Origin of the sequence: Herbaspirillum rubrisubalbicans, assembly GCF_003719195.1 — a bacterium.
Classification (GTDB): domain Bacteria; phylum Pseudomonadota; class Gammaproteobacteria; order Burkholderiales; family Burkholderiaceae_D; genus Herbaspirillum; species Herbaspirillum rubrisubalbicans.
The window spans coordinates 4,080,199-4,102,514 of the sequence record NZ_CP024996.1; the positions used below are offsets into that span (position 1 = coordinate 4,080,199).

19 protein-coding genes are annotated in these 22,316 nt (G+C 61.3%); 4 read left to right on the forward strand and 15 right to left on the reverse strand.

Annotated features, from left to right (window positions below; genetic code table 11):
* Positions 1–62: 62 nt before the first annotated feature.
* Positions 63–497, reverse strand: coding sequence for a ribonuclease HI (gene rnhA / locus RC54_RS18115; RefSeq protein WP_017453949.1), 435 nt, complete (start codon positions 495–497; stop codon positions 63–65).
* Positions 498–586: 89 nt separating this feature from the next.
* A complete protein-coding gene (locus RC54_RS18120) occupies positions 587–1,381 on the reverse strand; it encodes a class I SAM-dependent methyltransferase (protein ID WP_058896371.1) in 795 nt (264 codons plus the stop codon).
* A gap of 61 nt (positions 1,382–1,442) precedes the next feature.
* Between RC54_RS18120 and gloB the strand changes: the two genes are divergently transcribed.
* Positions 1,443–2,243, forward strand: a complete 801-nt coding sequence (gene gloB / locus RC54_RS18125; protein ID WP_061790117.1) for a hydroxyacylglutathione hydrolase — start codon at positions 1,443–1,445, stop codon at positions 2,241–2,243.
* 355 nt (positions 2,244–2,598) lie between these two features.
* Positions 2,599–4,095 (forward strand): transglycosylase SLT domain-containing protein, encoded by a 1,497-nt coding sequence (locus RC54_RS18130; protein WP_061790118.1) that lies wholly within the window; start codon positions 2,599–2,601, stop codon positions 4,093–4,095.
* 240 nt (positions 4,096–4,335) lie between these two features.
* On the opposite strand, the gene RC54_RS18135 is transcribed toward RC54_RS18130, so the two are convergent.
* Genes RC54_RS18135 through RC54_RS18150 form a run of 4 tightly spaced genes read right to left on the reverse strand, consistent with a single transcriptional unit; the run spans position 4,336 to position 9,915 of the window.
* The gene (locus RC54_RS18135) at positions 4,336–5,925 is read right to left on the reverse strand and encodes an ABC transporter ATP-binding protein (protein WP_061790119.1); all 1,590 of its coding nucleotides are present in this window, start codon (positions 5,923–5,925) and stop codon (positions 4,336–4,338) included.
* Positions 5,922–6,989 (reverse strand): ABC transporter permease, encoded by a 1,068-nt coding sequence (locus RC54_RS18140; RefSeq protein ID WP_061790120.1) that lies wholly within the window; start codon positions 6,987–6,989, stop codon positions 5,922–5,924. The genes RC54_RS18135 and RC54_RS18140 overlap by 4 nt, the downstream gene beginning before the upstream one ends.
* Positions 6,986–8,041, reverse strand: a complete 1,056-nt coding sequence (locus RC54_RS18145) for a microcin C ABC transporter permease YejB (protein WP_058896376.1) — start codon at positions 8,039–8,041, stop codon at positions 6,986–6,988. The genes RC54_RS18140 and RC54_RS18145 overlap by 4 nt, the downstream gene beginning before the upstream one ends.
* Positions 8,042–8,097: 56 nt before the next feature.
* Entirely contained in the window at positions 8,098–9,915 is a 1,818-nt protein-coding gene (locus tag RC54_RS18150) for an extracellular solute-binding protein (protein WP_061790121.1), read from the reverse strand.
* 333 nt (positions 9,916–10,248) lie between these two features.
* On the opposite strand from RC54_RS18150, the gene fabI reads away from it, so the two are divergent.
* On the forward strand, positions 10,249–11,031 hold the full coding sequence (fabI, locus tag RC54_RS18155; protein WP_017453957.1) for an enoyl-ACP reductase FabI: 783 nt from the start codon (positions 10,249–10,251) through the stop codon (positions 11,029–11,031).
* Between the two features lie 390 nt (positions 11,032–11,421).
* Positions 11,422–12,924, forward strand: a complete 1,503-nt coding sequence (locus tag RC54_RS18160) for a DEAD/DEAH box helicase (protein ID WP_017453958.1) — start codon at positions 11,422–11,424, stop codon at positions 12,922–12,924.
* Positions 12,925–13,021: 97 nt separating this feature from the next.
* Here the strand turns inward: RC54_RS18160 and RC54_RS18165 are convergent, their stop codons facing one another.
* The 9 genes from RC54_RS18165 to RC54_RS18205 form a co-directional block, all read right to left on the reverse strand.
* The gene (locus RC54_RS18165; protein ID WP_244216371.1) at positions 13,022–14,488 is read right to left on the reverse strand and encodes an IS1182 family transposase; all 1,467 of its coding nucleotides are present in this window, start codon (positions 14,486–14,488) and stop codon (positions 13,022–13,024) included.
* Between the two features lie 122 nt (positions 14,489–14,610).
* On the reverse strand, positions 14,611–16,077 hold the full coding sequence (locus RC54_RS18170) for an IS1182 family transposase (RefSeq protein ID WP_244216371.1): 1,467 nt from the start codon (positions 16,075–16,077) through the stop codon (positions 14,611–14,613).
* Positions 16,078–16,199: 122 nt separating this feature from the next.
* Entirely contained in the window at positions 16,200–17,666 is a 1,467-nt protein-coding gene (locus tag RC54_RS18175) for an IS1182 family transposase (protein WP_244216356.1), read from the reverse strand.
* A 102-nt stretch (positions 17,667–17,768) separates the two neighbouring features.
* Positions 17,769–18,023, reverse strand: coding sequence for a DUF2442 domain-containing protein (locus RC54_RS18180; protein WP_017453959.1), 255 nt, complete (start codon positions 18,021–18,023; stop codon positions 17,769–17,771).
* 4 nt (positions 18,024–18,027) lie between these two features.
* Positions 18,028–18,288 carry a DUF4160 domain-containing protein gene (locus RC54_RS18185; RefSeq protein ID WP_039784494.1) on the reverse strand — a complete coding sequence of 87 codons (261 nt, stop codon included), beginning with the start codon at positions 18,286–18,288 and terminating at the stop codon, positions 18,028–18,030.
* Between the two features lie 110 nt (positions 18,289–18,398).
* Entirely contained in the window at positions 18,399–19,031 is a 633-nt protein-coding gene (locus RC54_RS18190; protein ID WP_061790331.1) for a PqiC family protein, read from the reverse strand.
* A complete protein-coding gene (locus RC54_RS18195) occupies positions 19,028–20,656 on the reverse strand; it encodes a PqiB family protein (protein ID WP_058896379.1) in 1,629 nt (542 codons plus the stop codon). The genes RC54_RS18190 and RC54_RS18195 overlap by 4 nt, the downstream gene beginning before the upstream one ends.
* The gene (locus tag RC54_RS18200; RefSeq protein WP_058896380.1) at positions 20,653–21,357 is read right to left on the reverse strand and encodes a paraquat-inducible protein A; all 705 of its coding nucleotides are present in this window, start codon (positions 21,355–21,357) and stop codon (positions 20,653–20,655) included. The genes RC54_RS18195 and RC54_RS18200 overlap by 4 nt, the downstream gene beginning before the upstream one ends.
* Positions 21,354–21,995, reverse strand: coding sequence for a paraquat-inducible protein A (locus RC54_RS18205; protein WP_058897618.1), 642 nt, complete (start codon positions 21,993–21,995; stop codon positions 21,354–21,356). Before RC54_RS18205 ends, RC54_RS18200 begins: the two co-directional genes overlap by 4 nt.
* Positions 21,996–22,316 lie beyond the last annotated feature (321 nt).

Consider the following 22,316-nt stretch of genomic DNA (forward strand, 5'->3'; position numbering starts at 1 on the left):
TGACTCCTGCTGATGCGAATGCGGGTGGTTAGAGTGGGATATGAATGAAATGACGGGATCGATTACTTGATGCTGTCCACGCCACGATTGGCCAACTGGTCGGCGCGTTCATTGCCGGCATGACCGTTGTGGCCACGTACCCAGCGCCACTCGACCTGGTGCTGCTGCTGAGCTGCGTCCAGCGCCTGCCACAGGTCGGCGTTCTTGACCGGTTCCTTGCTGGCAGTCTTCCAGCCGCGCGCCTTCCAGCCGTGGATCCATTCGCTGATGCCCTTCTGCACGTACTGGCTGTCGGTGTGGACCACCACTTCGCAGGGGCGCTTCAAGGCGTTCAAGGCCTGGATCACCGCCATCAACTCCATGCGGTTGTTGGTGGTGTTGGGCTCGCCACCGAAGATTTCCTTCTCCTTGCCGCCCGCCACCAGCAGCGCGCCCCAGCCGCCACGGCCAGGATTGCCCTTGCAGGCGCCATCGGAATAGATCTCTACTTTGTCCATACTCTTCACTTCAATTTGTTTGCTTGTGCACTTGTGCGCAATATAAGCGGGCCGCGATGATACCTGATCGCGCCAGAGGCCCGGTAAATTCAGTCGGTCCTGTGGATGCGATTGGTCACCGGCACGCCGCGTGGGGCTTGCAGTTTCTGGCGCTGCAAGGCCGGGCCGATGAGGCGCATTCCGGGGACGCGCTTGATGGCCTGCACGATATAGACGGCGCCGAAATAGGGCCACCAGCGGTCGCCGGCCTTTTCCATGAAGCCGAAGCGGTCCAGCCATTGCGTGGTTTCGCAAGGCGGTGCGTAGCAGCCGAAGTGGCCGCGGTTGACTTCCATGTTGAGCAGTTTGAGCCAGTCCTTCAGGCGCGGCAGGCGGATGAATTCGCCGTCGCGCGGCAGGAAGTGCGCGCCTGTCAGACGCCCGGCGGCTTGCCTCATGCCCCACAGGCTGCTGGGGTTGAAGCCGCAGATGATGACCTGCCCTTCCGGGATCAAGACCCGCTCCACTTCACGCAGTACCTGGTGCGGTTCGGCGGCGAACTCCAGCACGTGCGGCAGGACCACCAGGTCCAGGCTTTGCGTGGCGAACGGCAGCTCGCCGAAATTGTGCGTGACCACCTGGGGGATCTCCAGCTCGGACTGGCCGTCCACCGGCATCCGGTTGTCGGTGAGCCAGCGATAGGGCATCCGGTTGGCCTGCAGCGCATGGATCTGGGGCGAACCGATCTGCACCGCGTTGAAGCCGAAGATGTCGGCCGTGAGCGTATTGAGATGACGCTGCTCCCACTGGCGCAGGTAGTTGCCGATGGGCGTCTGCAACCAGGCGGCCAGGTCTATAATTTCGGCGTTGTTCACATTCGCAGCAGTTTCAGCCTTGTCAGCCATCTCTTCTTTCGCGCTCATGACCCAGCCAGCCAAGCCAGCTCAAGCAGATCAGAAAACTTCATTGGACGTCATGGCCGTACCGGCGTTCGACGACAACTACCTGTGGATCATCCATGACGGGCACCATGCCGCCGTGGTCGATCCGGGCGACGCGGTCCCCGTGTTGGCCGCATTGCAGGCCGAGGGCCTGACGTTGGCCGCTATTCTACTGACTCATCATCACGCTGACCATGTCGGCGGTGTGGTCGAGCTGGCCCGCCAGGCGGTCAGCGATGCCTTCCCGGTAGTACCGGTCTATGGTCCGGCACGCGAACAGTCCCGCATCAAGGGGATTACCATCCCGCTGCACGGGAATGAAGACATTGACATCCCCGCACTGGGTCTACGGCTGCAGGTCATCGAGGTGCCGGGCCATACCCTGGGCCATCTCGCCTATTACTCGGACTCGACCGAGCCAGGTCTGCTGTTCTGCGGCGACACGCTCTTTGCCGGGGGCTGCGGGCGGCTCTTCGAAGGTACGCCGACGCAGATGGTCGATTCGCTGACCCGGCTGGCCAGCCTGCCGGGCGACACGCAAGTCTATTGCGCCCACGAATATACGCTGTCCAACCTGAAGTTTGCCGCCGAGGTCGAGCCGGGCAATGCTGAGCTGGCCGCGCGCATCCTGCGCGAACGCGCCCGCCGAGAAAAAGGCGAAGCCACCGTACCGACCACCATCGCGCTGGAGCGCCAGACCAACCCCTTCCTGCGCGCCGGCGAAACGCAAATCCAGCAATCCCTGCAGAAGGCCGGGCGTTTGACGCAATTGGACGAAGTTAGCAGCTTCGCCGCCCTGCGCGAATGGAAAAATACCTACAGATAGAGCGACGTTGAAGGAGGTTTAGCCCCAAATTCCAGCCAAATCAAGGACTTGGCTTTGTAACAGAGGCCAATTTTTGCTTGACTGGCGAAAAGGGTCTTCCGTACACTCCTTCAATTCCCCAATTTGGGCGCCAACGTTTTACGATTTTTTACCAACGGCGTCCGTCCGGTGTCCTGCATTGCTTAGGCACCACGCCGGGGAAACTCGCAGCTTCCGACCTTGCATTACCGTTAATCTGCACGCGCCCGTGATCGGACTTCCGGTCCCGCCGGCAGGAGGTGTCGAGCTTCATGACAGCTCTGCAACGGAAGCGCCGCACGCAAACTTTTTGCCTCTGGTACAGGATATCGCCCTCATGCAGCGTACTTTGAAACAATTCGCCATTGCCGCCCTGTTCTGCGCTGGCACTCCGCTGCTCTCCTACGCCAACGATATCTCGATCTACCCCGCTCCCTTCAATGCAATCAATCCCGAACTGGCCGGCAATGCCCTGCCGGGGATGAACGATATCGACATCTGGACGCGCATTCGCAAGGGTTTCGGGATTCCCGATCTGGATAACGCCCTGGTGGAGAGCCAGACCCAGTGGTACAGCTCCCGTCCCGACTACATCCAGCGCACCACGGTGCGCGCTTCGCGCTACCTGTTCCACGTCGTGCAGGAACTGGAAAAGCGCGGGATGCCCACCGAACTGGCGCTGCTGCCCTTCATCGAGTCGGCCTTCAATCCGGAGGCGCTGTCCACCGCCAAGGCCGCCGGCATGTGGCAGTTCATCCCCTCCACCGGGCGCGACTACAACCTCAAGCAGAACATGTTCACCGATGAGCGCCGCGATGTGCTGGCCTCCACCGATGCGGCACTGACCTACCTGCAGAAGCTCTACGGCATGTTCGGCGACTGGCAGCTGGCGCTGGCCGCCTACAACTGGGGCGAAGGCTCGGTGCAGCGCGCGGTGAACCGCAATCTGGCAGCCGGCCTGCCGATCGACTTCAATACCCTGTCGGCACAGATGCCGGCCGAGACCCGCAACTACGTGCCCAAGCTGCAGGCGGTCAAGAACATCATCGCCAACCCGGCCGCCTACGACATCGCCCTGCCCAAGGTGGACAACCAGCCCTACTTCGTCACCATCGGCAAGACCCGCAACATCGACGTGAAGGTCGCCGCACAACTGGCCGAGCTGTCGGTCGATGAATTCAAGGCCTTGAACCCGCAGTTCAACCGCCCCGTCATCATCGGCGGCGACGACACCAAGATTCTGCTGCCGGAGAGCAATGCCGAGAAATTCAAGGCCAACATGTCCAAGTGGACCCAGGCCTTCTCGACCTGGACCGCGCACACCGTCTCCAGCGCCCGCGAACGCATCGAAACCATCGCCAGCAAGTTCGGCACCACCCCGGAAGTGATCCGCAGCGTCAACCAGATCCCGCCGCGCATGGTGTTGAAGGCCGGCTCCACCATCCTGGTGCCGAAGAACGAAGAGACTGCAGCACTGGACACCGACCTGACCCCGGAACTGGCCGATAACGCCCGCCTGGCGATTGCCCCGGACGTGCCGGAAACCCGCCGCATCTACGTGCGGGCCGGCAAGCGTGACACCCTGGCCGGCATCGCTGGCCGCTATCACGTAAGCGTGGCGCAGTTGAAGGAATGGAATGGCTTGAAGCGCGATACCCTGGCCGCTGGCCAGAGCCTGCAATTGCACGTGCCCAATGCCGCTGTGCGCTCGACACCGACCCGCGTGGCGTCCCATCATCGCGCCGCCCCGGCCCGTCGTCAGGTGGCCTCGGCCAAGGCGCCCGTGCGCAAGGCCGCACCGGCCCCGGCACGCAAGGTGCTGGCCAGCCGCTGATCCTGAGCGCGGGCAATGGCACGCGCAAGCAATCATCCGAGGATGTCGGAGGAGACCCGGGCGGCTTGACCGCCCATCATAAGAAACCAGAAACGCGCCTCAGGCACGAGAAAACAAGGTAGTGGCAACAAACATGGACCCGAAGCCGGCGCTGATCCGACTTCGGGTTTTTCTTTTCCTGAAAAGAAGCGCGGCGGCGTGAGCCTTAGAAATAAGAAGTCAGAACTCAGATATCAGAGCTCAGTGCGTCGCCTGCGCGTAGGTGGCTGCCGCCACCAGGCGGCGCGTGTACTCCTGCTGCGGCTGTTGCAGCACCTGGGTTACGGGGCCGCTTTCCACCACCTTGCCATCCTTCATCACGATCACCTCATGCGCCATGGCTTGCACCACGGCCAGGTCATGGGTGATGAAGAGATAGGCCAGTCCATGCCGGCGCTGCAGCTCGGCCAACAGTTGCAGCACCTGCTGCTGCACGGTCACGTCCAGGGCCGAGGTCGGCTCGTCCAGCAGCAGCAGTTCGGGCTGTAGCACCAGGGCGCGGGCGATGGCGATGCGCTGGCGCTGGCCACCGGAAAATTCATGCGGATAACGTTCCAGCACGGCGGCCGTCAGCCCCACCTCTTGCAGCGCGGCGATGATGGCCTGGCGCTGCTGCTCGGCACTTAGCTCGGGATGATGCAGGGCCAGGCCTTCGCCGACGATCTGCTCCACCGTGCGGCGCGGCGAGAGCGAGGCGAACGGGTCCTGAAACACCACCTGCATCCGCGCGCGCAAGGGCCGCAAGGCGCGACTGCTGCGCTCGGAAATGGGCTGGCCGTCGAAGCGGATGCGGCCCTCCACGCTGGCCCCTGACAAGCGCAGCAAGGCCATGCCCAGCGTGGACTTGCCGGAACCGGATTCGCCCACGATGCCAAGGGTCTGGCCGCGCCGCAATTGCAGGTCGATGCCATCGACTGCATGGAAGGCGCGCTTGGCAAACCAGCCCTGCTTGATCTGGTAGGTGCAGCGCAACTGTTCGGCCTGCAGCAGCACCGGCGCATCCGCTGCCAGCTCGGCGGCATTGCGCTGCGGGTGGCTTTGCAGCAGCTTGCGGGTGTAGGGTTGCTGGGGATGGGCGAACAGTTCCGTCACGCTGGCGCTTTCCACCAGCCTGCCCTGCTCCATCACCCCCACTCGGTCGGCGAAGTGGCGCACCAGGTTCAGGTCGTGCGAGATGATGAGCACGGCCATGTTTTCTTCGCGCTGCAACTGGTTCAGCAGCGCCAGGATCTGCACTTGGATGGTCACATCCAGCGCCGTGGTGGGTTCGTCGGCGATCAGCAGCTTGGGCTTGCAGGCCAGCGCCATGGCGATCATGGCGCGCTGGCGCTGGCCACCCGAGAGTTCATGCGGATAGGCCAGCGCCCGCCGCGCAGGTTCGGCGATGCCGGTCTTTTCCAGCAGCGCGACGGCGCGCTTGGCGGCCTCGCGCGCAGAGATGCCTTCGTGGTGCATCAGCACCTCGGCGATCTGGTTGCCGATGGTGAAGAGCGGATTCAAGGCCGTCATCGGCTCCTGGAAGATCATCGCCACATCGTTGCTGCGCACCTGCTGCATCTGGCGCTCGCTTTTCTTGAGCACATCCTGGCCATCGAGCAGGATGCTGCCTTCATAGCGCGCATCCTGGTTCAGTTGCAGCACGGCCAGCGATGACACCGTCTTGCCCGAACCGGATTCGCCCACCAGCGCGAATTTCTCGCCAGGGGCGATGGCAAAGCTGACCCGGTCCACCACCACGGTGTCACCGAAGCGCACCGTCAATTCCTTCACTTCCAGCAATGGCACGCTCATGCCTTCCTCCGTACATCCAGGGCGTTGCGCAGGGCATCGCCGATATTGGTCAGCAACAGCAGCGTGACGGTCAACACCAGGAAGGTCGACAGGGCGATCCACCAGGCGTCCAGGTTGTTCTTGCCCTGCGACAGCAGTTCGCCCAGGCTGGGGGTGGACGGCGGCACGCCCAGGCCGAGGAAGTCCAGGCTGGTCAGCGCCAGGATGGAAGCACTCATGCGAAACGGCAGGAAGGTCACCACCGTGGTCATGCTATTGGGCAGCACGTGGCGCCAGATGATCTGGCGGTTGGACAAGCCCATGGCACGCGCCGCCTGCACATAGTCGAGGTTGCGATTGCGCAGGAACTCGGCGCGCAGGTAGTCGGCCAGGTCCATCCAGCCAAAGGCTGCCATCAAGACCAGCAACACCAGCAGGCTGGGCTGGAAGATCGAAAAGAAGATGATCAGCAGATACAGCTCCGGCATCGCCCCCCAGATTTCCAGCAGGCGCTGGATCACCAGGTCGGTGCGGCCGGCGAAGTAGCCCTGGATCGCCCCGGCCAGCACGCCCAGCACCACGCCGATGGCCGTCAATGCCAGGCCGAACAGGACCGAGAGCCGGAAACCGTAGAGCAGCCGGGCAAACACGTCACGGCCGCGATCATCCGTGCCCAGCCAGTTGTCGGCCGAGGGCGGGGCCGGGTTGGGTGACTTGGCGAAATAGTTTAGGGTTTCGTGGTTGTAGCGGTTCAGCGGGTAGAGCGCCCAGTTGCCGTTCTTCTTGAATTGGCCCTGGATGAAGGGATCAAGGTAATCGGCCGGGGTATCGAAGTCACCGCCGAAGCTCTTGTCCGAATAATCCTTGAACATCGGAAAGATGATATGGCCCTGGTAGCTGGCCACCAGCGGCTTGTCGTTGGAGAACAGTTCGGCGCCCAGGCTCAGTACGAACAGCACTGAAAAAATCAGCAAGCTCCAGTAGCCGGTGCGGTTGGCGCGAAAGCGCAGCCAGATGCGGCGGCCGGGCGAGATGGAGGGCGTGGAAGACGTGGCGGGCATGGGGGAAAGAGATACGGAATTCATTTCGCCAGGCTTTCAAATTGCACGCGGGGATCGACCCAGACATAGCAGAGGTCACCGATGAGCTTGACCACCAGACCGATCAGGGTGAACAGGTAGAGCGTGCCCATGACCACCGGATAGTCGCGGCGCAGCACCGATTCATACGACAGCAAGCCCAGTCCGTCGAGCGAAAACAGGGTTTCGATCAGCAGGCTGCCGGCGAAGAAAGCGCCGATGAAGGCTGCCGGGAAACCGGTCACCAGCGGGATGAGGGCATTGCGAAAGACGTGCTTGTAGAGCACCCGCCGTTCCGACAAGCCCTTGGCGCGAGCAGTGAGTACATATTGTTTACGGATTTCTTCGAGGAAGGTGTTCTTGGTGAGCATGGTCATGGTGGCAAAGGCACCGGCCACCGATGCGATGATGGGCAGGGTGATGTGCCACAGATAGTCGCTGATCTTGCCGAACCAGGACAGTTGCTCCCAGTTGTCAGAGGTCAAACCACGCAGTGGGAACCACTGCAGGAAACTGCCGCCGCCGAACACCACCAGCAGGAACACCCCCAAGACGAACCCGGGAATCGAGTAGCCCACCAGTACCACCGCGCTGGTGATGGAATCAAAGCGACTGCCCGCGCGCACCGCCTTGGCAATGCCCAGCGGCACCGAGATCAGATAGGTAATGAAAAAGGTCCACAAGCCGATGCTGATGGACACTGGCATCTTGGACTTCACCAATGCCCAGACATCGGCATGATGATAGAAGCTGCGCCCCAGGTCGAAGGTGGCGAAGCCCTTCAACATCAGCCAGAAACGCTCCAGGGGCGGCTTGTCGAAACCGTACAAGGCCTTGATCTCCTTGACCCGTTCGGGATCCACCCCCTGGCGGCCGCGATAGGCGCCACCGCCACCGGCCGACTCGTGCACGCCGGAACGCCCGCGCAACTCCTGCACCATCTGTTCCACCGGGCCGCCAGGCACGAACTGGATGACGGCGAAGGTAATGGCGATCACGCCCAACAGGGTCGGGATCATCAGGAGGATGCGCTTGAGAATGTAAGCCCAGATATTCATGACAGGTGCTTTCTGCGGTCTTGATGCTTGGTCGAGGGGGCGGGAAGGCGGCGCGGTCAGCGCGGCTTTTCTTCCCACCACATGCTGACCACGAAGGGATTGGCTTCGTAATACTTGGGCAGTACCGCAGGAATGCCGAAGCGATTGCGATAGGCCATGCGGTGGGTGGACGAATACCAGTGCGGCACGGTGATGTAGAGATTGAGCAGCACCCGGTCCAGTGCATGGGTGGCCGTGAGCAGTTCGGCCCGCGAACGGGCGGCCACGACCTTGCCGATCAACTGGTCCACCGCAGGATTCTTCAGGCCCCAGACATTGTTGGAACCGGACTCATCGGCGGCGCGCGATCCGAAGATGTCAAACATCTCGCTACCCGGACTGTTGGTGGCGGGAATGGCCAGGCTGGTCATATCGAACTCGAAGTTCTCCAACAGCTTTTGCGCCAGCGCGTAATCCACCGTGCGCTGGTTCACGCGCACGCCGAGCTTTTCCAGGTTGCGCACGTAGATGCTGATGACCCGCGACATGGCCGGCTGGTCGTCCAGGATTTCCATGTGGAATACCTGGCCCTTGTCATTGCGCAAGGCGCCGTCGCGATAGGTCCAGCCAGCCTCCCGGAACAACTGCCGCGCTTGCATCAGGTTGGCGCGCAGTGAGCCGGGCGGATTGGTATCGGGCTGCGCCGGGACCGGGCCGAACACGGCGGCCGGCAACTGCGCGCGCAAGGGTTCCAGCAACTTGAGTTCCTCGGCCGAGGGCGTGCCGGTGGCGGCCAATTCAGAATTGGCGAAGTAGGAATCGACGCGGGTGTACTGGTCATAGAACAGCTGGCGATTCATCCATTGGAAATCCAGCGCCAGGCCGAGCGCACGGCGCACCCGCGGATCCTGGAACTGCGGGCGGCGCAGGTTCATCACGAAGCCCTGCATGTTGGCGCCGTTGTGATTTGGAAAAGCGTGCTTGATGATCTCGCCGTTGGCAAACTTGGGGCCGGTATAACCGCGGACCCAGTTCTTGGCGCTGTACTCGACCGTCACGTCGAACTCACCCGCCTTGAAGGCTTCCAGCCGGGCCAGGTCATCCTTGTAGAAGCGATAGACGATGCGCGCGAAGTTGTACATGCCGCGGCGCGAGGGCAGGTCATTGCCCCAATAATCGGCGCGGCGTCGATAGACGATGCTGCGCCCCAGGTCGTAACTTTCGATGGCATAGGGACCGCTGGCAATCGGCGCGGTGAGCTGAATGCGGTCGAATGGCGTGTCGGCTCCCCACTTGGGCGAGAACACCGGTAAGCCGCCCACGATCAGTGGCAGTTCGCGATTGTCGCTCTTGAAGTCGAAACGCACCGTCATGGGATCGATCACCACGCAACGCTCCACGTCAGCAAAGACCGACTTGAACTGGGGCGCGCCCTTGGTCATCAGCGTATCGAAGGAATACTTGACGTCGGCGGCCGTGACCGGATCGCCATTGTTGAAGCGCGCCTTGGGATTGAGATGGAAACGCATGGAACGCCGGTCCGGCGCCAGCACCATGTCGTCGGCCAGCAAGCCATACATGGAAGCGACTTCATCGGCCGAACCCACGGCCAGGGTTTCGAACATGAACGGCTCCACGCCGGCTGCGGCCACGCCCTTGAGCGAGAAGGGATTGAACTTGTCGAAGCTGGTGCGGCGGTCGGGATTGGCCAGGTACAGCGTGCCGCGCTTGGGCGCATCCGGGTTGACGTAGTCAAAGTGCGTAAAGCCGGGGCCGTACTTGGGTGTGTCGTACAGCGAAAAGGCGTGTTCGGCGGCAGCCGGAATGCCGTGGGCCAGGGTCGCGCCCAACAGGCAGGAGAGGAAAAGCTTGGTTGTCTTCAGGGGCTGGACCATGCGGTTGTCTGTCTGCGCGGTGGCGGGCGTTGATGTCGGGAGGCAGGCAAATCCCATGCCTGCCGACCTGGAGCCTAGTACTTCGGCCTGGAAACGATTTCGTTTCGGGGCATTGTAAAGAGAGCAGCGATTACAGGGAAGCAATTAAAGCAACTTAGCAAATACCGCCGCCCTGCCCTGGCGGCTTGCCGCGCCTGCCACTAGCCCCTACAATCCGGGTCTGTCCCAGCCCGGCCGCCGCCCACGCGCGGCGCCGCTATCACCACCGGCCGCGGTGCGCGCCCGCCTCCCAGGCGGCTGCACGCAGTACGCGGCGGACCATACGGAGTCATCATGGCATTTCTGCAAGGCAAAAAAATTCTGATCACCGGCTTGCTGTCCAACCGTTCCATCGCCTACGGCATCGCCCAGGCGTGCAAGCGCGAAGGCGCTGAACTGGCCTTCACCTACGTGGGTGAGCGCTTCAAGGAGCGCATCACCAAGTTCGCCGAAGAATTCGACAGCAAGCTGGTCTTCGACTGCGACGTTAGCAGCGATGAGCAGATCAATGCCCTGTTTGCCGACCTGGGCAAGTCCTGGAGCCAGCTGGACGGGCTGGTCCACGCCATCGGCTTCGCTCCGTCCGAAGCGATTGCCGGCGACTTCCTGGAAGGCTTCTCGCGCGAAGGCTTCAAGATCGCCCATGACATTTCCGCCTACAGCTTCCCGGCCATGGCCAAGGCTGCCATGCCGCTGCTGTCGTCCAACGCCGCCCTGCTGACCCTGACCTACCTGGGTTCGGAACGGGTGGTACCCAACTACAACACCATGGGCCTGGCCAAGGCCTCGCTGGAAGCCTCGGTACGCTACCTGGCCGAGTCGCTCGGCCCCAAGGGCGTGCGCGTCAATGGCGTCTCGGCCGGTCCGATCAAGACCCTGGCGGCCAGCGGCATCAAGGGCTTCGGCAAGATCCTCGGGGCGGTTGCCGCCACCGCCCCGCTGCGCCGCAACGTCACCATCGAAGACGTCGGCAATGCCTCGGCCTTCCTGCTCTCCGACCTGGCTTCGGGCATCACTGGCGAAATCACCTATGTGGATGGTGGCTTCTCCCGCGTTGTGGGCGGAATGGCAGAATAAGCAAGCGTCCCCCACAATAAAGAGACAGTTTCTCGAAATAGCTTCGTGCTAATTTCGATGTTTTAGGGTATGATTCGCCTTGTGCATCGCAATAACCGATACACAAGGCGAATCGGGCGTGAAACCTGCCCTGCGAGATTTCCAGCCGCATTCGCCCAAGCAGCTTCGCAAGCCTTACCTGTCATTACGACAAGTTCCCCGTAAAAGCCCCCCGCCCTTGGCATCCCTTGATGATGCCGTCCCGGCGCAAAGCTTTTGTGCCGAAATTTCTTTGTATTTTTCATAGTCATTTCGTCGGTTGGCGTTGCTTTTCTTCGTTCAGGCACTCGATGTCCGGCGCGCTTGCGTGCGCCCATCTCGTGCCTGTCGTTCACATTCACGAAAGAGATTATGACTTTTGAAGCACTTGGCCTGAACCCTTCGATCATCAAAGCCCTGACCGAAGCAGGCTATACCGCCCCCACCCCGGTCCAGGAAAAAGCCATCCCCGCCGCCATCAGCGGCCAGGATCTGCTGGTGTCCTCGCAGACCGGCTCGGGCAAGACCGCCGCTTTCATGCTGCCTTCGTTGCACCAGTTGGCAGACCTGCCGCAGGCGCCGCAAGCAGCCCGTACCCCCAACCAGGAACGCCAGGCCAGCCGTGCCCGTGGCGAGCGTCCGCGTTACCAGCCAGCGCAGCCCAAGATGCTGGTGCTGACCCCGACCCGCGAACTGGCCCTGCAAGTGACCACCGCCACCGACAAATACGGCGCCTACATGCGCCGCGTGCGCGTGGTGTCGATCCTGGGCGGGATGCCTTACCCCAAGCAGATGCAACTGCTGTCGCGTAACCCGGAAATCCTGGTAGCCACCCCGGGTCGTCTGATCGACCACATGGAGTCCGGCAAGATCGACTTCTCGCAACTGCAGATCCTGGTGCTGGACGAAGCTGACCGCATGTTGGACATGGGTTTCATCGACGACATCGAAAAGATCGTCGCGGCCACCCCGGCCACCCGCCAGACCATGCTGTTCTCGGCCACCCTGGACGGTGTGGTGGGCAACATGGCCAAGCGCATCACCAACAATCCGCTGACCATCCAGATCGCCAGCTCCTCGACCCGTCACGAAAACATCATGCAGCGCGTGCACTTCGTGGATGACCTGTCGCACAAGAACCGCCTGCTGGACCACCTGCTGCGCGACACCAGCATCGACCAGGCCGTGATCTTCACCGCCACCAAGCGTGACGCCGACACCATCGCCGATCGTCTGAACATCGCCGGTTTCGCCGCCGCCGCACTGCATGGCGACATGCACCAGGGCGCCCGCAACCGTACCCTCAACAGCCTGCGCCGTGGCCAGGTCCGTATGCTGGTAGCCACCGACGTGGCTGCCCGCGGCATCGACGTGCCGGGCATTACCCACGTATTCAACTACGACCTGCCCAAGTTCGCGGAAGACTACGTGCACCGTATCGGTCGTACCGGCCGTGCCGGTCGCAATGGCGTGGCGATCTCACTGGTCAATCACGCTGAAGGAATGCAAGTCAAGCGCATCGAGCGCTTCACCAAGCAAACCATTCCGGTGGACGTGGTCGAAGGTTTCGAACCGAAAAAGACCGCTGCGCCGCGCAGCCCGCGCAAGCCGGGCGGCTGGCGTCCGGGTGATGGCCGCAGCAACAGCGGCCCGCGCTTCGGCGCTGGCAACCGCGAAGGTGGTGGTCATCGTGAAGGCGGTTTCGGCGGTAACCGTGAAGGTGGCTTCGGCGGCAATCGCGAAGGCCGCAGCTTCGGTGGCGCCAAGCCGGGCAACGGCCCGCGTCGCGAAGGCGGTGCTGGTGGCGGCTACAAGGGCAACAACGGCGGCGGTTTCCGTGCTGACGGCCCGCGTCGTTCCTACGGCGATCGTTGATTGCCAACCGGTATCAAGGTGTAAAAAAAGCCGCTTCTTTGGAAGCGGCTTCAGGTTGATGACGAACCCCGTGTTTTCGAACACGGGGTTTTGTTTTTCAGGCGCAGGTAATTTGCAGATGGTCGATGGCGCAGAAGCCAAGCAAGGCGCGCATTTTTCGCTGTAGCCACTTTTGTACGCTGGCAGAGGCGCTCAAGCCGTGTAAAAGCGCGCGCAAGCGCGCCACCAACAGGGCAATCTTCTTCATGTTCTGGGCCGCCGCCGCCAACAAGCACTGCTCGGCGACCTTGCGCAATCCCCGCATACGGGCATAACGATGTCCGTGCAATTGCTTGGCGTCGGCGAAGCTGCGTTCTACCGTTTCCTTGCGTCGGGCATAGATGCGCTTGCCCCATTCGGTACGACGCCGATCATCCACCTTCTCCTTGGAACGCTCCCACACATGGCGCGTCACCACCTTGACCGCATTGGCGCTATTGGTGCATTGCTCGCGTACCTTGCAGCCTCGGCATTGTTCAGGCTTGGATTTGTATTCCCGATACCCCTGCCGATTGGTCGTGCTGTAGCGCAAGGGTTGACCCTGCGGGCAGATGTATTCGTCACGGTAGGCATCGTACTCATACGCCCGTTTAAAGAATGTCCCCGGCTTGTGGTTGGGTGTGCGGTAGCCCATCACGCCGCTGATCTCGCGATTCTCCAGTCCCTGGCAGACGGCCGGTGTGAAGTAGCCCGCATCCAGGCCAACGGCCTGTACATCAAATCCGAACGTCTGGCGCTGACGATCCAGGCGCGCCAGATAAGGCTGACTGTCATGGACTGAGGCGGGCGTGACATGGGTATCGGTAATGATGGAATGCTTGGCATCGACGGTGCGGTGATCCAGGTAGAAGAAGCCCTTGGGCTTGTCGTCGCGCACCATGTAGCCGCTCTCGGGATCGGTGCGACTGACCTTGATCTCTTTGGTGGGCGGCTCATCATCGTCGTCACGCTTGAGCGGTTTCTTGCCATGCTCGGCACGGTCGATATCCACAGCGGCATCCAGTTCGGCCAGATAGGCCGAGGGTGTCTGGGTAACTTGAACGTAGTCGAACTTGTTCTTGTTGGCGTTGGCCTTGAGGTGGGTGCTGTCGCTGTAGAGCACACGGCCATCGACCATGCCGCGTCCAATGGCCTGGCGCACGATCTCGTCGAAGATCTCTTGATAGACGGTGGTATCAATGAAGCGGCGGCGCCGGTTCTGGGAGAAGGTGGATGAGTCCGGTACCTTGTCGGTCAGACGGAATCCGGCAAACCAGCGATAGGCCACATTGACCTGGACCTCGCGGATGAGCTGGCGCTCGCTGCGGATACCGAAGAGGTAACCGATGAACAAGAGCTTGAAGAGTACCACCGGGTCCAGTGCCGGGCGGCCATTGTCGGCGCAATACAGATGCGCCACCTTCTCTCGGATGAACTCGAAATCCACCGCCGCGTCGATCTTGCGCAGCAGGTGGTCCTTGGGCACGAGCATCTCGATGGTCACCATCTCTAACTCGTGCTGGGCGGCTGTCGGTTTTTTGAGCATGACCGATTAAACAACAAAGCCTTGGCTCTCGCCAAGGCTTTGTCATCAATCTGAAGCCGCTTCTTTGGAAGCGGCTCAGGTTGATGACGAACCCCGTGTTTTCGAACACGGGGTTTTGTTTTTCAGGCGCAGGTAATTTGCAGATGGTCGATGGCGCAGAAGCCAAGCAAGGCGCGCATTTTTCGCTGTAGCCACTTTTGTACGCTGGCAGAGGCGCTCAAGCCGTGTAAAAGCGCGCGCAAGCGCGCCACCAACAGGGCAATCTTCTTCATGTTCTGGGCCGCCGCCGCCAACAAGCACTGCTCGGCGACCTTGCGCAATCCCCGCATACGGGCATAACGATGTCCGTGCAATTGCTTGGCGTCGGCGAAGCTGCGTTCTACCGTTTCCTTGCGTCGGGCATAGATGCGCTTGCCCCATTCGGTACGACGCCGATCATCCACCTTCTCCTTGGAACGCTCCCACACATGGCGCGTCACCACCTTGACCGCATTGGCGCTATTGGTGCATTGCTCGCGTACCTTGCAGCCTCGGCATTGTTCAGGCTTGGATTTGTATTCCCGATACCCCTGCCGATTGGTCGTGCTGTAGCGCAAGGGTTGACCCTGCGGGCAGATGTATTCGTCACGGTAGGCATCGTACTCATACGCCCGTTTAAAGAATGTCCCCGGCTTGTGGTTGGGTGTGCGGTAGCCCATCACGCCGCTGATCTCGCGATTCTCCAGTCCCTGGCAGACGGCCGGTGTGAAGTAGCCCGCATCCAGGCCAACGGCCTGTACATCAAATCCGAACGTCTGGCGCTGACGATCCAGGCGCGCCAGATAAGGCTGACTGTCATGGACTGAGGCGGGCGTGACATGGGTATCGGTAATGATGGAATGCTTGGCATCGACGGTGCGGTGATCCAGGTAGAAGAAGCCCTTGGGCTTGTCGTCGCGCACCATGTAGCCGCTCTCGGGATCGGTGCGACTGACCTTGATCTCTTTGGTGGGCGGCTCATCATCGTCGTCACGCTTGAGCGGTTTCTTGCCATGCTCGGCACGGTCGATATCCACAGCGGCATCCAGTTCGGCCAGATAGGCCGAGGGTGTCTGGGTAACTTGAACGTAGTCGAACTTGTTCTTGTTGGCGTTGGCCTTGAGGTGGGTGCTGTCGCTGTAGAGCACACGGCCATCGACCATGCCGCGTCCAATGGCCTGGCGCACGATCTCGTCGAAGATCTCTTGATAGACGGTGGTATCAATGAAGCGGCGGCGCCGGTTCTGGGAGAAGGTGGATGAGTCCGGTACCTTGTCGGTCAGACGGAATCCGGCAAACCAGCGATAGGCCACATTGACCTGGACCTCGCGGATGAGCTGGCGCTCGCTGCGGATACCGAAGAGGTAACCGATGAACAAGAGCTTGAAGAGTACCACCGGGTCCAGTGCCGGGCGGCCATTGTCGGCGCAATACAGATGCGCCACCTTCTCTCGGATGAACTCGAAATCCACCGCCGCGTCGATCTTGCGCAGCAGGTGGTCCTTGGGCACGAGCATCTCGATGGTCACCATCTCTAACTCGTGCTGGGCGGCTGTCGGTTTTTTGAGCATGACCGATTAAACAACAAAGCCTTGGCTCTCGCCAAGGCTTTGTCATCAATCTGAAGCCGCTTCTTTGGAAGCGGCTCAGGTTGATGACGAACCCCGTGTTTTCGAACACGGGGTTTTGTTTTTCAGGCGCAGGTAATTTGCAGATGGTCGATGGCGCAGAAGCCAAGCAAGGCGCGCATTTTTCGCTGTAGCCACTTTTGTACGCTGGCAGAGGCGCTCAAGCCGTGTAAAAGCGCGCGCAAGCGCGCCACCAACAGGGCAATCTTCTTCATGTTCTGGGCCGCCGCCGCCAACAAGCACTGCTCGGCGACCTTGCGCAATCCCCGCATACGGGCATAACGATGTCCGTGCAATTGCTTGGCGTCGGCGAAGCTGCGTTCTACCGTTTCCTTGCGTCGGGCATAGATGCGCTTGCCCCATTCGGTACGACGCCGATCATCCACCTTCTCCTTGGAACGCTCCCACACATGGCGCGTCACCACCTTGACCGCATTGGCGCTATTGGTGCATTGCTCGCGTACCTTGCAGCCTCGGCATTGCTCAGGGTTGGATTTGTATTCCCGATACCCCAGTCGATTGGTCGTGCTGTAGCGCAAGGGTTGACCCTGCGGGCAGATGTATTCGTCACGGTAGGCATCGTACTCATACGCCCGTTTAAAGAATGTCCCCGGCTTGTGGTTGGGTGTGCGGTAGCCCATCACGCCGCTGATCTCGCGATTCTCCAGTCCCTGGCAGACGGCCGGTGTGAAGTAGCCCGCATCCAGGCCAACGGCCTGTACATCAAATCCGAACGTCTGGCGCTGACGATCCAGGCGCGCCAGATAAGGCTGACTGTCATGGACTGAGGCGGGCGTGACATGGGTATCGGTAATGATGGAATGCTTGGCATCGACGGTGCGGTGATCCAGGTAGAAGAAGCCCTTGGGCTTGTCGTCGCGCACCATGTAGCCACTCTCGGGATCGGTGCGACTGACCTTGATCTCTTTGGTGGGCGGCTCATCATCGTCGTCACGCTTGAGCGGTTTCTTGCCATGCTCGGCACGGTCGATATCCACAGCGGCATCCAATTCGGCCAGATAGGCCGAGGGGGTCTGGGTAACTTGAACGTAGTCGAACTTGTTCTTGTTGGCGTTGGCCTTGAGGTGGGTGCTGTCGCTGTAGAGCACACGGCCATCGACCATGCCGCGTCCAATGGCCTGGCGCACGATCTCGTCGAAGATCTCTTGATAGACGGTGGTATCAATGAAGCGGCGGCGCCGGTTCTGGGAGAAGGTGGAGGAGTCCGGTACCTTGTCGGTCAAACGGAATCCGGCAAACCAGCGATAGGCCACATTGACCTGGACCTCGCGGATGAGCTGGCGCTCGCTGCGGATACCGAAGAGGTAACCGATGAACAAGAGCTTGAAGAGTACCACCGGGTCCAGTGCCGGGCGGCCATTGTCGGCGCAATACAGATGCGCCACCTTCTCTCGGATGAACTCGAAATCCACCGCCGCGTCGATCTTGCGCAGCAGGTGGTCCTTGGGCACGAGCATCTCGATGGTCACCATCTCTAACTCGTGCTGGGCGGCTGTCGGTTTTTTGAGCATGACCGATTAAACAACAAAGCCTTGGCTCTCGCCAAGGCTTTGTCATCAATCTGAGCCGCTTCTTTGGAAGCGGCTTTTTCTTGGCACGCCAAACTCACAGGCTCATGCAAGCAACCATTGACCATCGCGCTTGATGGCGTCGTGCATGGCATCGGGAGCAAGGTCCAATTCCCCAGGCCAGGTCACCACGCCATCCACTAGGCAGACCTGCCTGAACTGCCTCTGATCGCGCAGCGGTGCAAAGACGCCACGAAAGAAACTGGGAAGGAATCTGACCGGGCCTTCCACCCCATCCCTGAAGCGGACCTGCAAGGCATAGTCGCCAGAAAGTTTGACTTCAACCACATCCCATTCCATATCATCACTCCAAAGGCGCAATCGGCTTGGGGGCCTGCATGTCCTGGCAAAGCGTCCAGTCTTCTAGCAATTCTGCTTGATGCAACTCAGTCCAATCCAGCACAAGTTGCAAGGCTCTGCGGGGCAACTGCCCTTCCAATAGCACCAACTTCCTGACATCAATCACGGCCTTGTATTCGGCATAGCGAACATGAAAATGCGGAGGCGCGTGATCACGATAAAACATCTGAATCACGATTCCATAAAACGTACTGATCGTCGGCACAGGTTCACCCTCGTATCCATCGGTTCATACCGATTTGGGTAATTCCCTCCCGCGCAAGATTTTACAAGCAAGCTTGGACGACAGCGATTTCTTCGCCTACATCTTCGAACTCAGGAAGAACACTGCCCCTGTCCCGCCTGCAAAGAGCGTACATTGCCGGCAATTTCCTGCACCGCCTGCGCCACCACCTTCTGCGTGGCCGCCACCACCTCGGCATTGCTGGCGCCGCTGACCGGTTCCACCGCCGTAAGGCGGCAGGCGAGGCTGCGGCGGTCGTCGGAGCGGGTGATGGTCCAGCCGAAGACGGCCTGGACCTGGCCGTTGCGGGTGGCTTCGAAGTCGCGCAGCTCGACGTTGATGCGATAGCTGACCTGGTCGGCCGGGCGTCCGCTGCGCGAGACGTCGATGGCGCCCAGTCGTGAAGCCACGCCAGCGGCCAAGGCGTCGCGTAATTCATTGTTGAAGGGTGAGGCCCAGCGGTCCTGCTCCAGTACCTCCACCCGCGTGGCATCGCTGCGCACCACTAGTTGCGGACGAGCCAGGCGCTCGGGCACGGCCACCGGCATCACCTCGATGAAGCTCTGCGGCCCTTGACCCGCGGTGCGCGTGCTGGCACCGCCATCGGCGGGGCTGGTCAGAGTGTAGAACTGCGTGGGCGGCGAGCTGCCGCAGGCCGCCAGGGAGAACGCCAGCGCGGTTGCGGCCAGGGTCTTGAGAGTGAGGCTGTTTTTCTTTTGCATCATGGCTCCTGTTTGCCCCGGATCAGCGACTCCGGATGCTGTTGCAGGTAATCGGTGAGGATGCGGATCGAGGCCGCCGCCTTGCTCAGTTCCTGCATGGTCTGGCGGATATCCTGCTGCAGCGGCGCATCGTCGGACAAGGTGCGCTCGGCCGCATTCAAGGTCTTGCGCGCATCCTTCATGGCCGCCTGCATCTCGGGGGCGATATCGTTGTTGATGTGCGCAGCGGTCTGCTCGGCCGTGGACAGGGTCTTGTTGAGTGTCTTCAAGGTGGTCTGCAGATCGTGTCCGATCTCATCGAAAGGCACCTTGGAGAGCTTGCCGGCGATGTCCGACAGTTGCTGCTGCAACTCATCCAGGCTGCCCGGGATGGTGGGCAACTCCAGCGGTGTCTTGTCGGGATCAATCTGCGCCGGCTTGGCCTTGGGGAAGAAGTCGATGGCCACATACAACTGACCGGTCAGCAGATTGCCGTTGCGCAGTTGCGCGCGCAGGCCGCGCTTGACCAGGGTGCGCAACAAGTGCGCGTTGGAGCGGCGCTGTCCGTCGGTCTCTTCCTGGAAGCGGCGGCCCAGTCGATCCGGGTAGATCTGCACCATGACCGGCATCCGGAACTCGCCGCGCTGCTTGTCGTATTCCACCCCGATGCTCTTGACTTCGCCCAGCACCACGCCGCGGAAATCGACCGTGGCACCGGGCTGCAAGCCGCGCAGGGATTGGTCGAAGTACAGCACCGCAGTCTGCGGCACGCCGTCAGGCTCCTTCATGGCGGCGCTTTCGTCTTCCACCAGTTGGTATTCGGTACCTTCCTTGGCCGGCGCACTGGTCTGATATTCGTCGCGATCGCGGAAGGCAATGCCCCCCAGCACCACAGTCGACAGCGCCTGGGTGTGCAGCTTGAAGCCGCTGGCGTTGAGTTCCATGTCGAAGCCACTGGCGTGCCAGAAACGCGAACCTTGTGTGACGAACTTGTCGTAAGGCGCATTGACGAAGATGCGCAGCGTCACGCCGCGACCATCGCTATCCAGATCGTAGGCCACCACCTGGCCGACCTTGATGCGGCGATAGAAGATGGGCGAACCGATGTCCAGCGACCCAAGGTCATCGGTATGCAGCACGAACTGGCGCCCGGAGACGTCGCGCGTGACGATGGGCGGCTGTTCCAGGCCGACGAAGTTCTTCTTGGTTTCTTCCGAAGCCCCGGCGTCGGCGCCGATATAGGCGCCCGAGAGCAAGGTACCCAGGCCGGAAATGCCGGAGGCGGCAATGCGCGGACGCACCACCCAGAAGCGGGTGTCCTCGGCGTTGAAGCCGGACGCTTCCTGGTTGAGCTGAATGCCCACCAGCACGTGCGAGCGGTCGGACGCCAGCTTCAGGGTCTGCACCTGGCCGATCTCCACATCCTTGTACTTGACCTTGGTCTTGCCCGCTTCCAGCCCTTCGGCCGAACGGAAGCTGACCGTCACCATGGGGCCGCGGTCAACCAGGATCTTGGCCACCAGGGTCAGGCCGACGATGGCGGCGATGATGGGAATGAGCCAGACCAGCGAAGGTAGCCAGTTGCGCTGGCGCACCCGCCGCGGTTGCAGCAGCGCCGGTTTGTCCTCGGGAGTGTCGGGTGGAGTCATGCGGTTTCCTGTGGCTTGTGGGCAGTGTCTTCTGAATGAGGGGGGATGCTGGCCTCGCTGCGGTCGGTCTCATCCCAGATCAGGCGCGGGTCGAAGGCCAGGGACGCCAGCATGGTCAAGACCACTACCGCACCGAAGGCGGCGATGCCGATACCGGCGTGGACGTTGGCAAAACCGTGGATCTTGACCAGCCCGGTCAGCACCGAGACCACGAACACGTCCAGCATCGACCAGCGGCCGATGGCCTCGACCACGCGATACAGCTTGGCGCGTTGCAGGCGCTGCCAGCGGCTGCGGCGGCGCGCCGAGAATACCAGGATGCCCAGCGCCACCAGCTTGAACAGCGGCACCAGGAAGCTGGCGATGAACACCACCATGGCCAGCCCCCATTCGCCGGAGGTCCAGAAATAGATGACGCCGGAAAGAATGGTGTCGCGCTGTTCATCGAACAGCGTACTGGTGACCATCACCGGCATCAGGTTGGCCGGGATGTACATGATGCAGGCGGCAATGAGCAGCGCCCAGGTGCGGTTGAGGCTATCGATCTTGCGCACGTGCAGCGGCGCATGACACACGCCGCAGGGCTCGTGCTGGTGCGCAGCTTCCCAGACGGTACCGCAATGATGGCAGCCGATCACGCCCAGCGAGGCGGCATCCTGTACCGGCAGGTCTTCATCTTCCTCTTGTGCAGGCAGGCTCATGCACCGGCTCCCTTGTCGCCGTACTGCTCGGCCTGCTGCTGTTCCCACATGTGCCACAGATAGCGGGGATTGAAGGACACCACCACGGTCAGCAATACCGTCAGGCAACCGAAGGACCACAGCGCCGCGCCCGGAATCACCTCGGCCATGTTGGATAACTTGATCAGGGCCACCAGGATGCCCAGCATGAAGACCTCGATCATGCCCCACGGCCGGGCCGCCTGCATCAGCCGCAGCAACAGCACGAAGCCGGGCGGCCGGGTGGCGCGCGCGCCGGGCAGCAGCAGGTAGAGCAGCACGCCGAGCTGGATCAGCGGGAACAGCAGAGTCGTGGCCAGCACCAGCAAGGCCACTTCGGACATGCCATCGCGGGTCAACGCCATGACCGCGCCGATCAGGGTGGTGTCGGCCGACAAGCCCTGCAGCTCGATGGTGACGATAGGGAAGATATTGGCAATGACGAACAGGATCAGCGCGCCGATGGTCAGCGGCAACAGATGCTGCAGGCGCCGCCCGGTATCACGCTCCAGTTCGGCGCCGCAGCGCAGGCACCTGGCGATCTCGCGCTGGCCCAGTTGGGGCCGCTGGTAGACGGCGTCACATTCTTCACAAACGATGAGGTCGGTGCGTTTTCGCATGGATGAAGGAGGCTTGCTGGCGGCGAGGCGAATGTTCTGTTGTTTGTTCTTCATGATGCACTGCAAGGAGAAGCCGGGCAACACGACAACGGTAAAGCCCACTGCAGCGCTTGTTTTGGAGCATTTTCGCTGCGCAGCGTTCCATGCTCACAAGGAATCGCCGCGGCGGCAATGAAAATAAATGACCGAAAAGTTATTAATACAGGATTCTAGCAACGAATCGTGGGCAGCGGGCGCGCCTTTTAGCGGGATAGAAAAGATAGCGCTTGACAAGCCCTTGGCCAATCTTCTACATTGCTCAGATGACTTCCGCAGCAACCA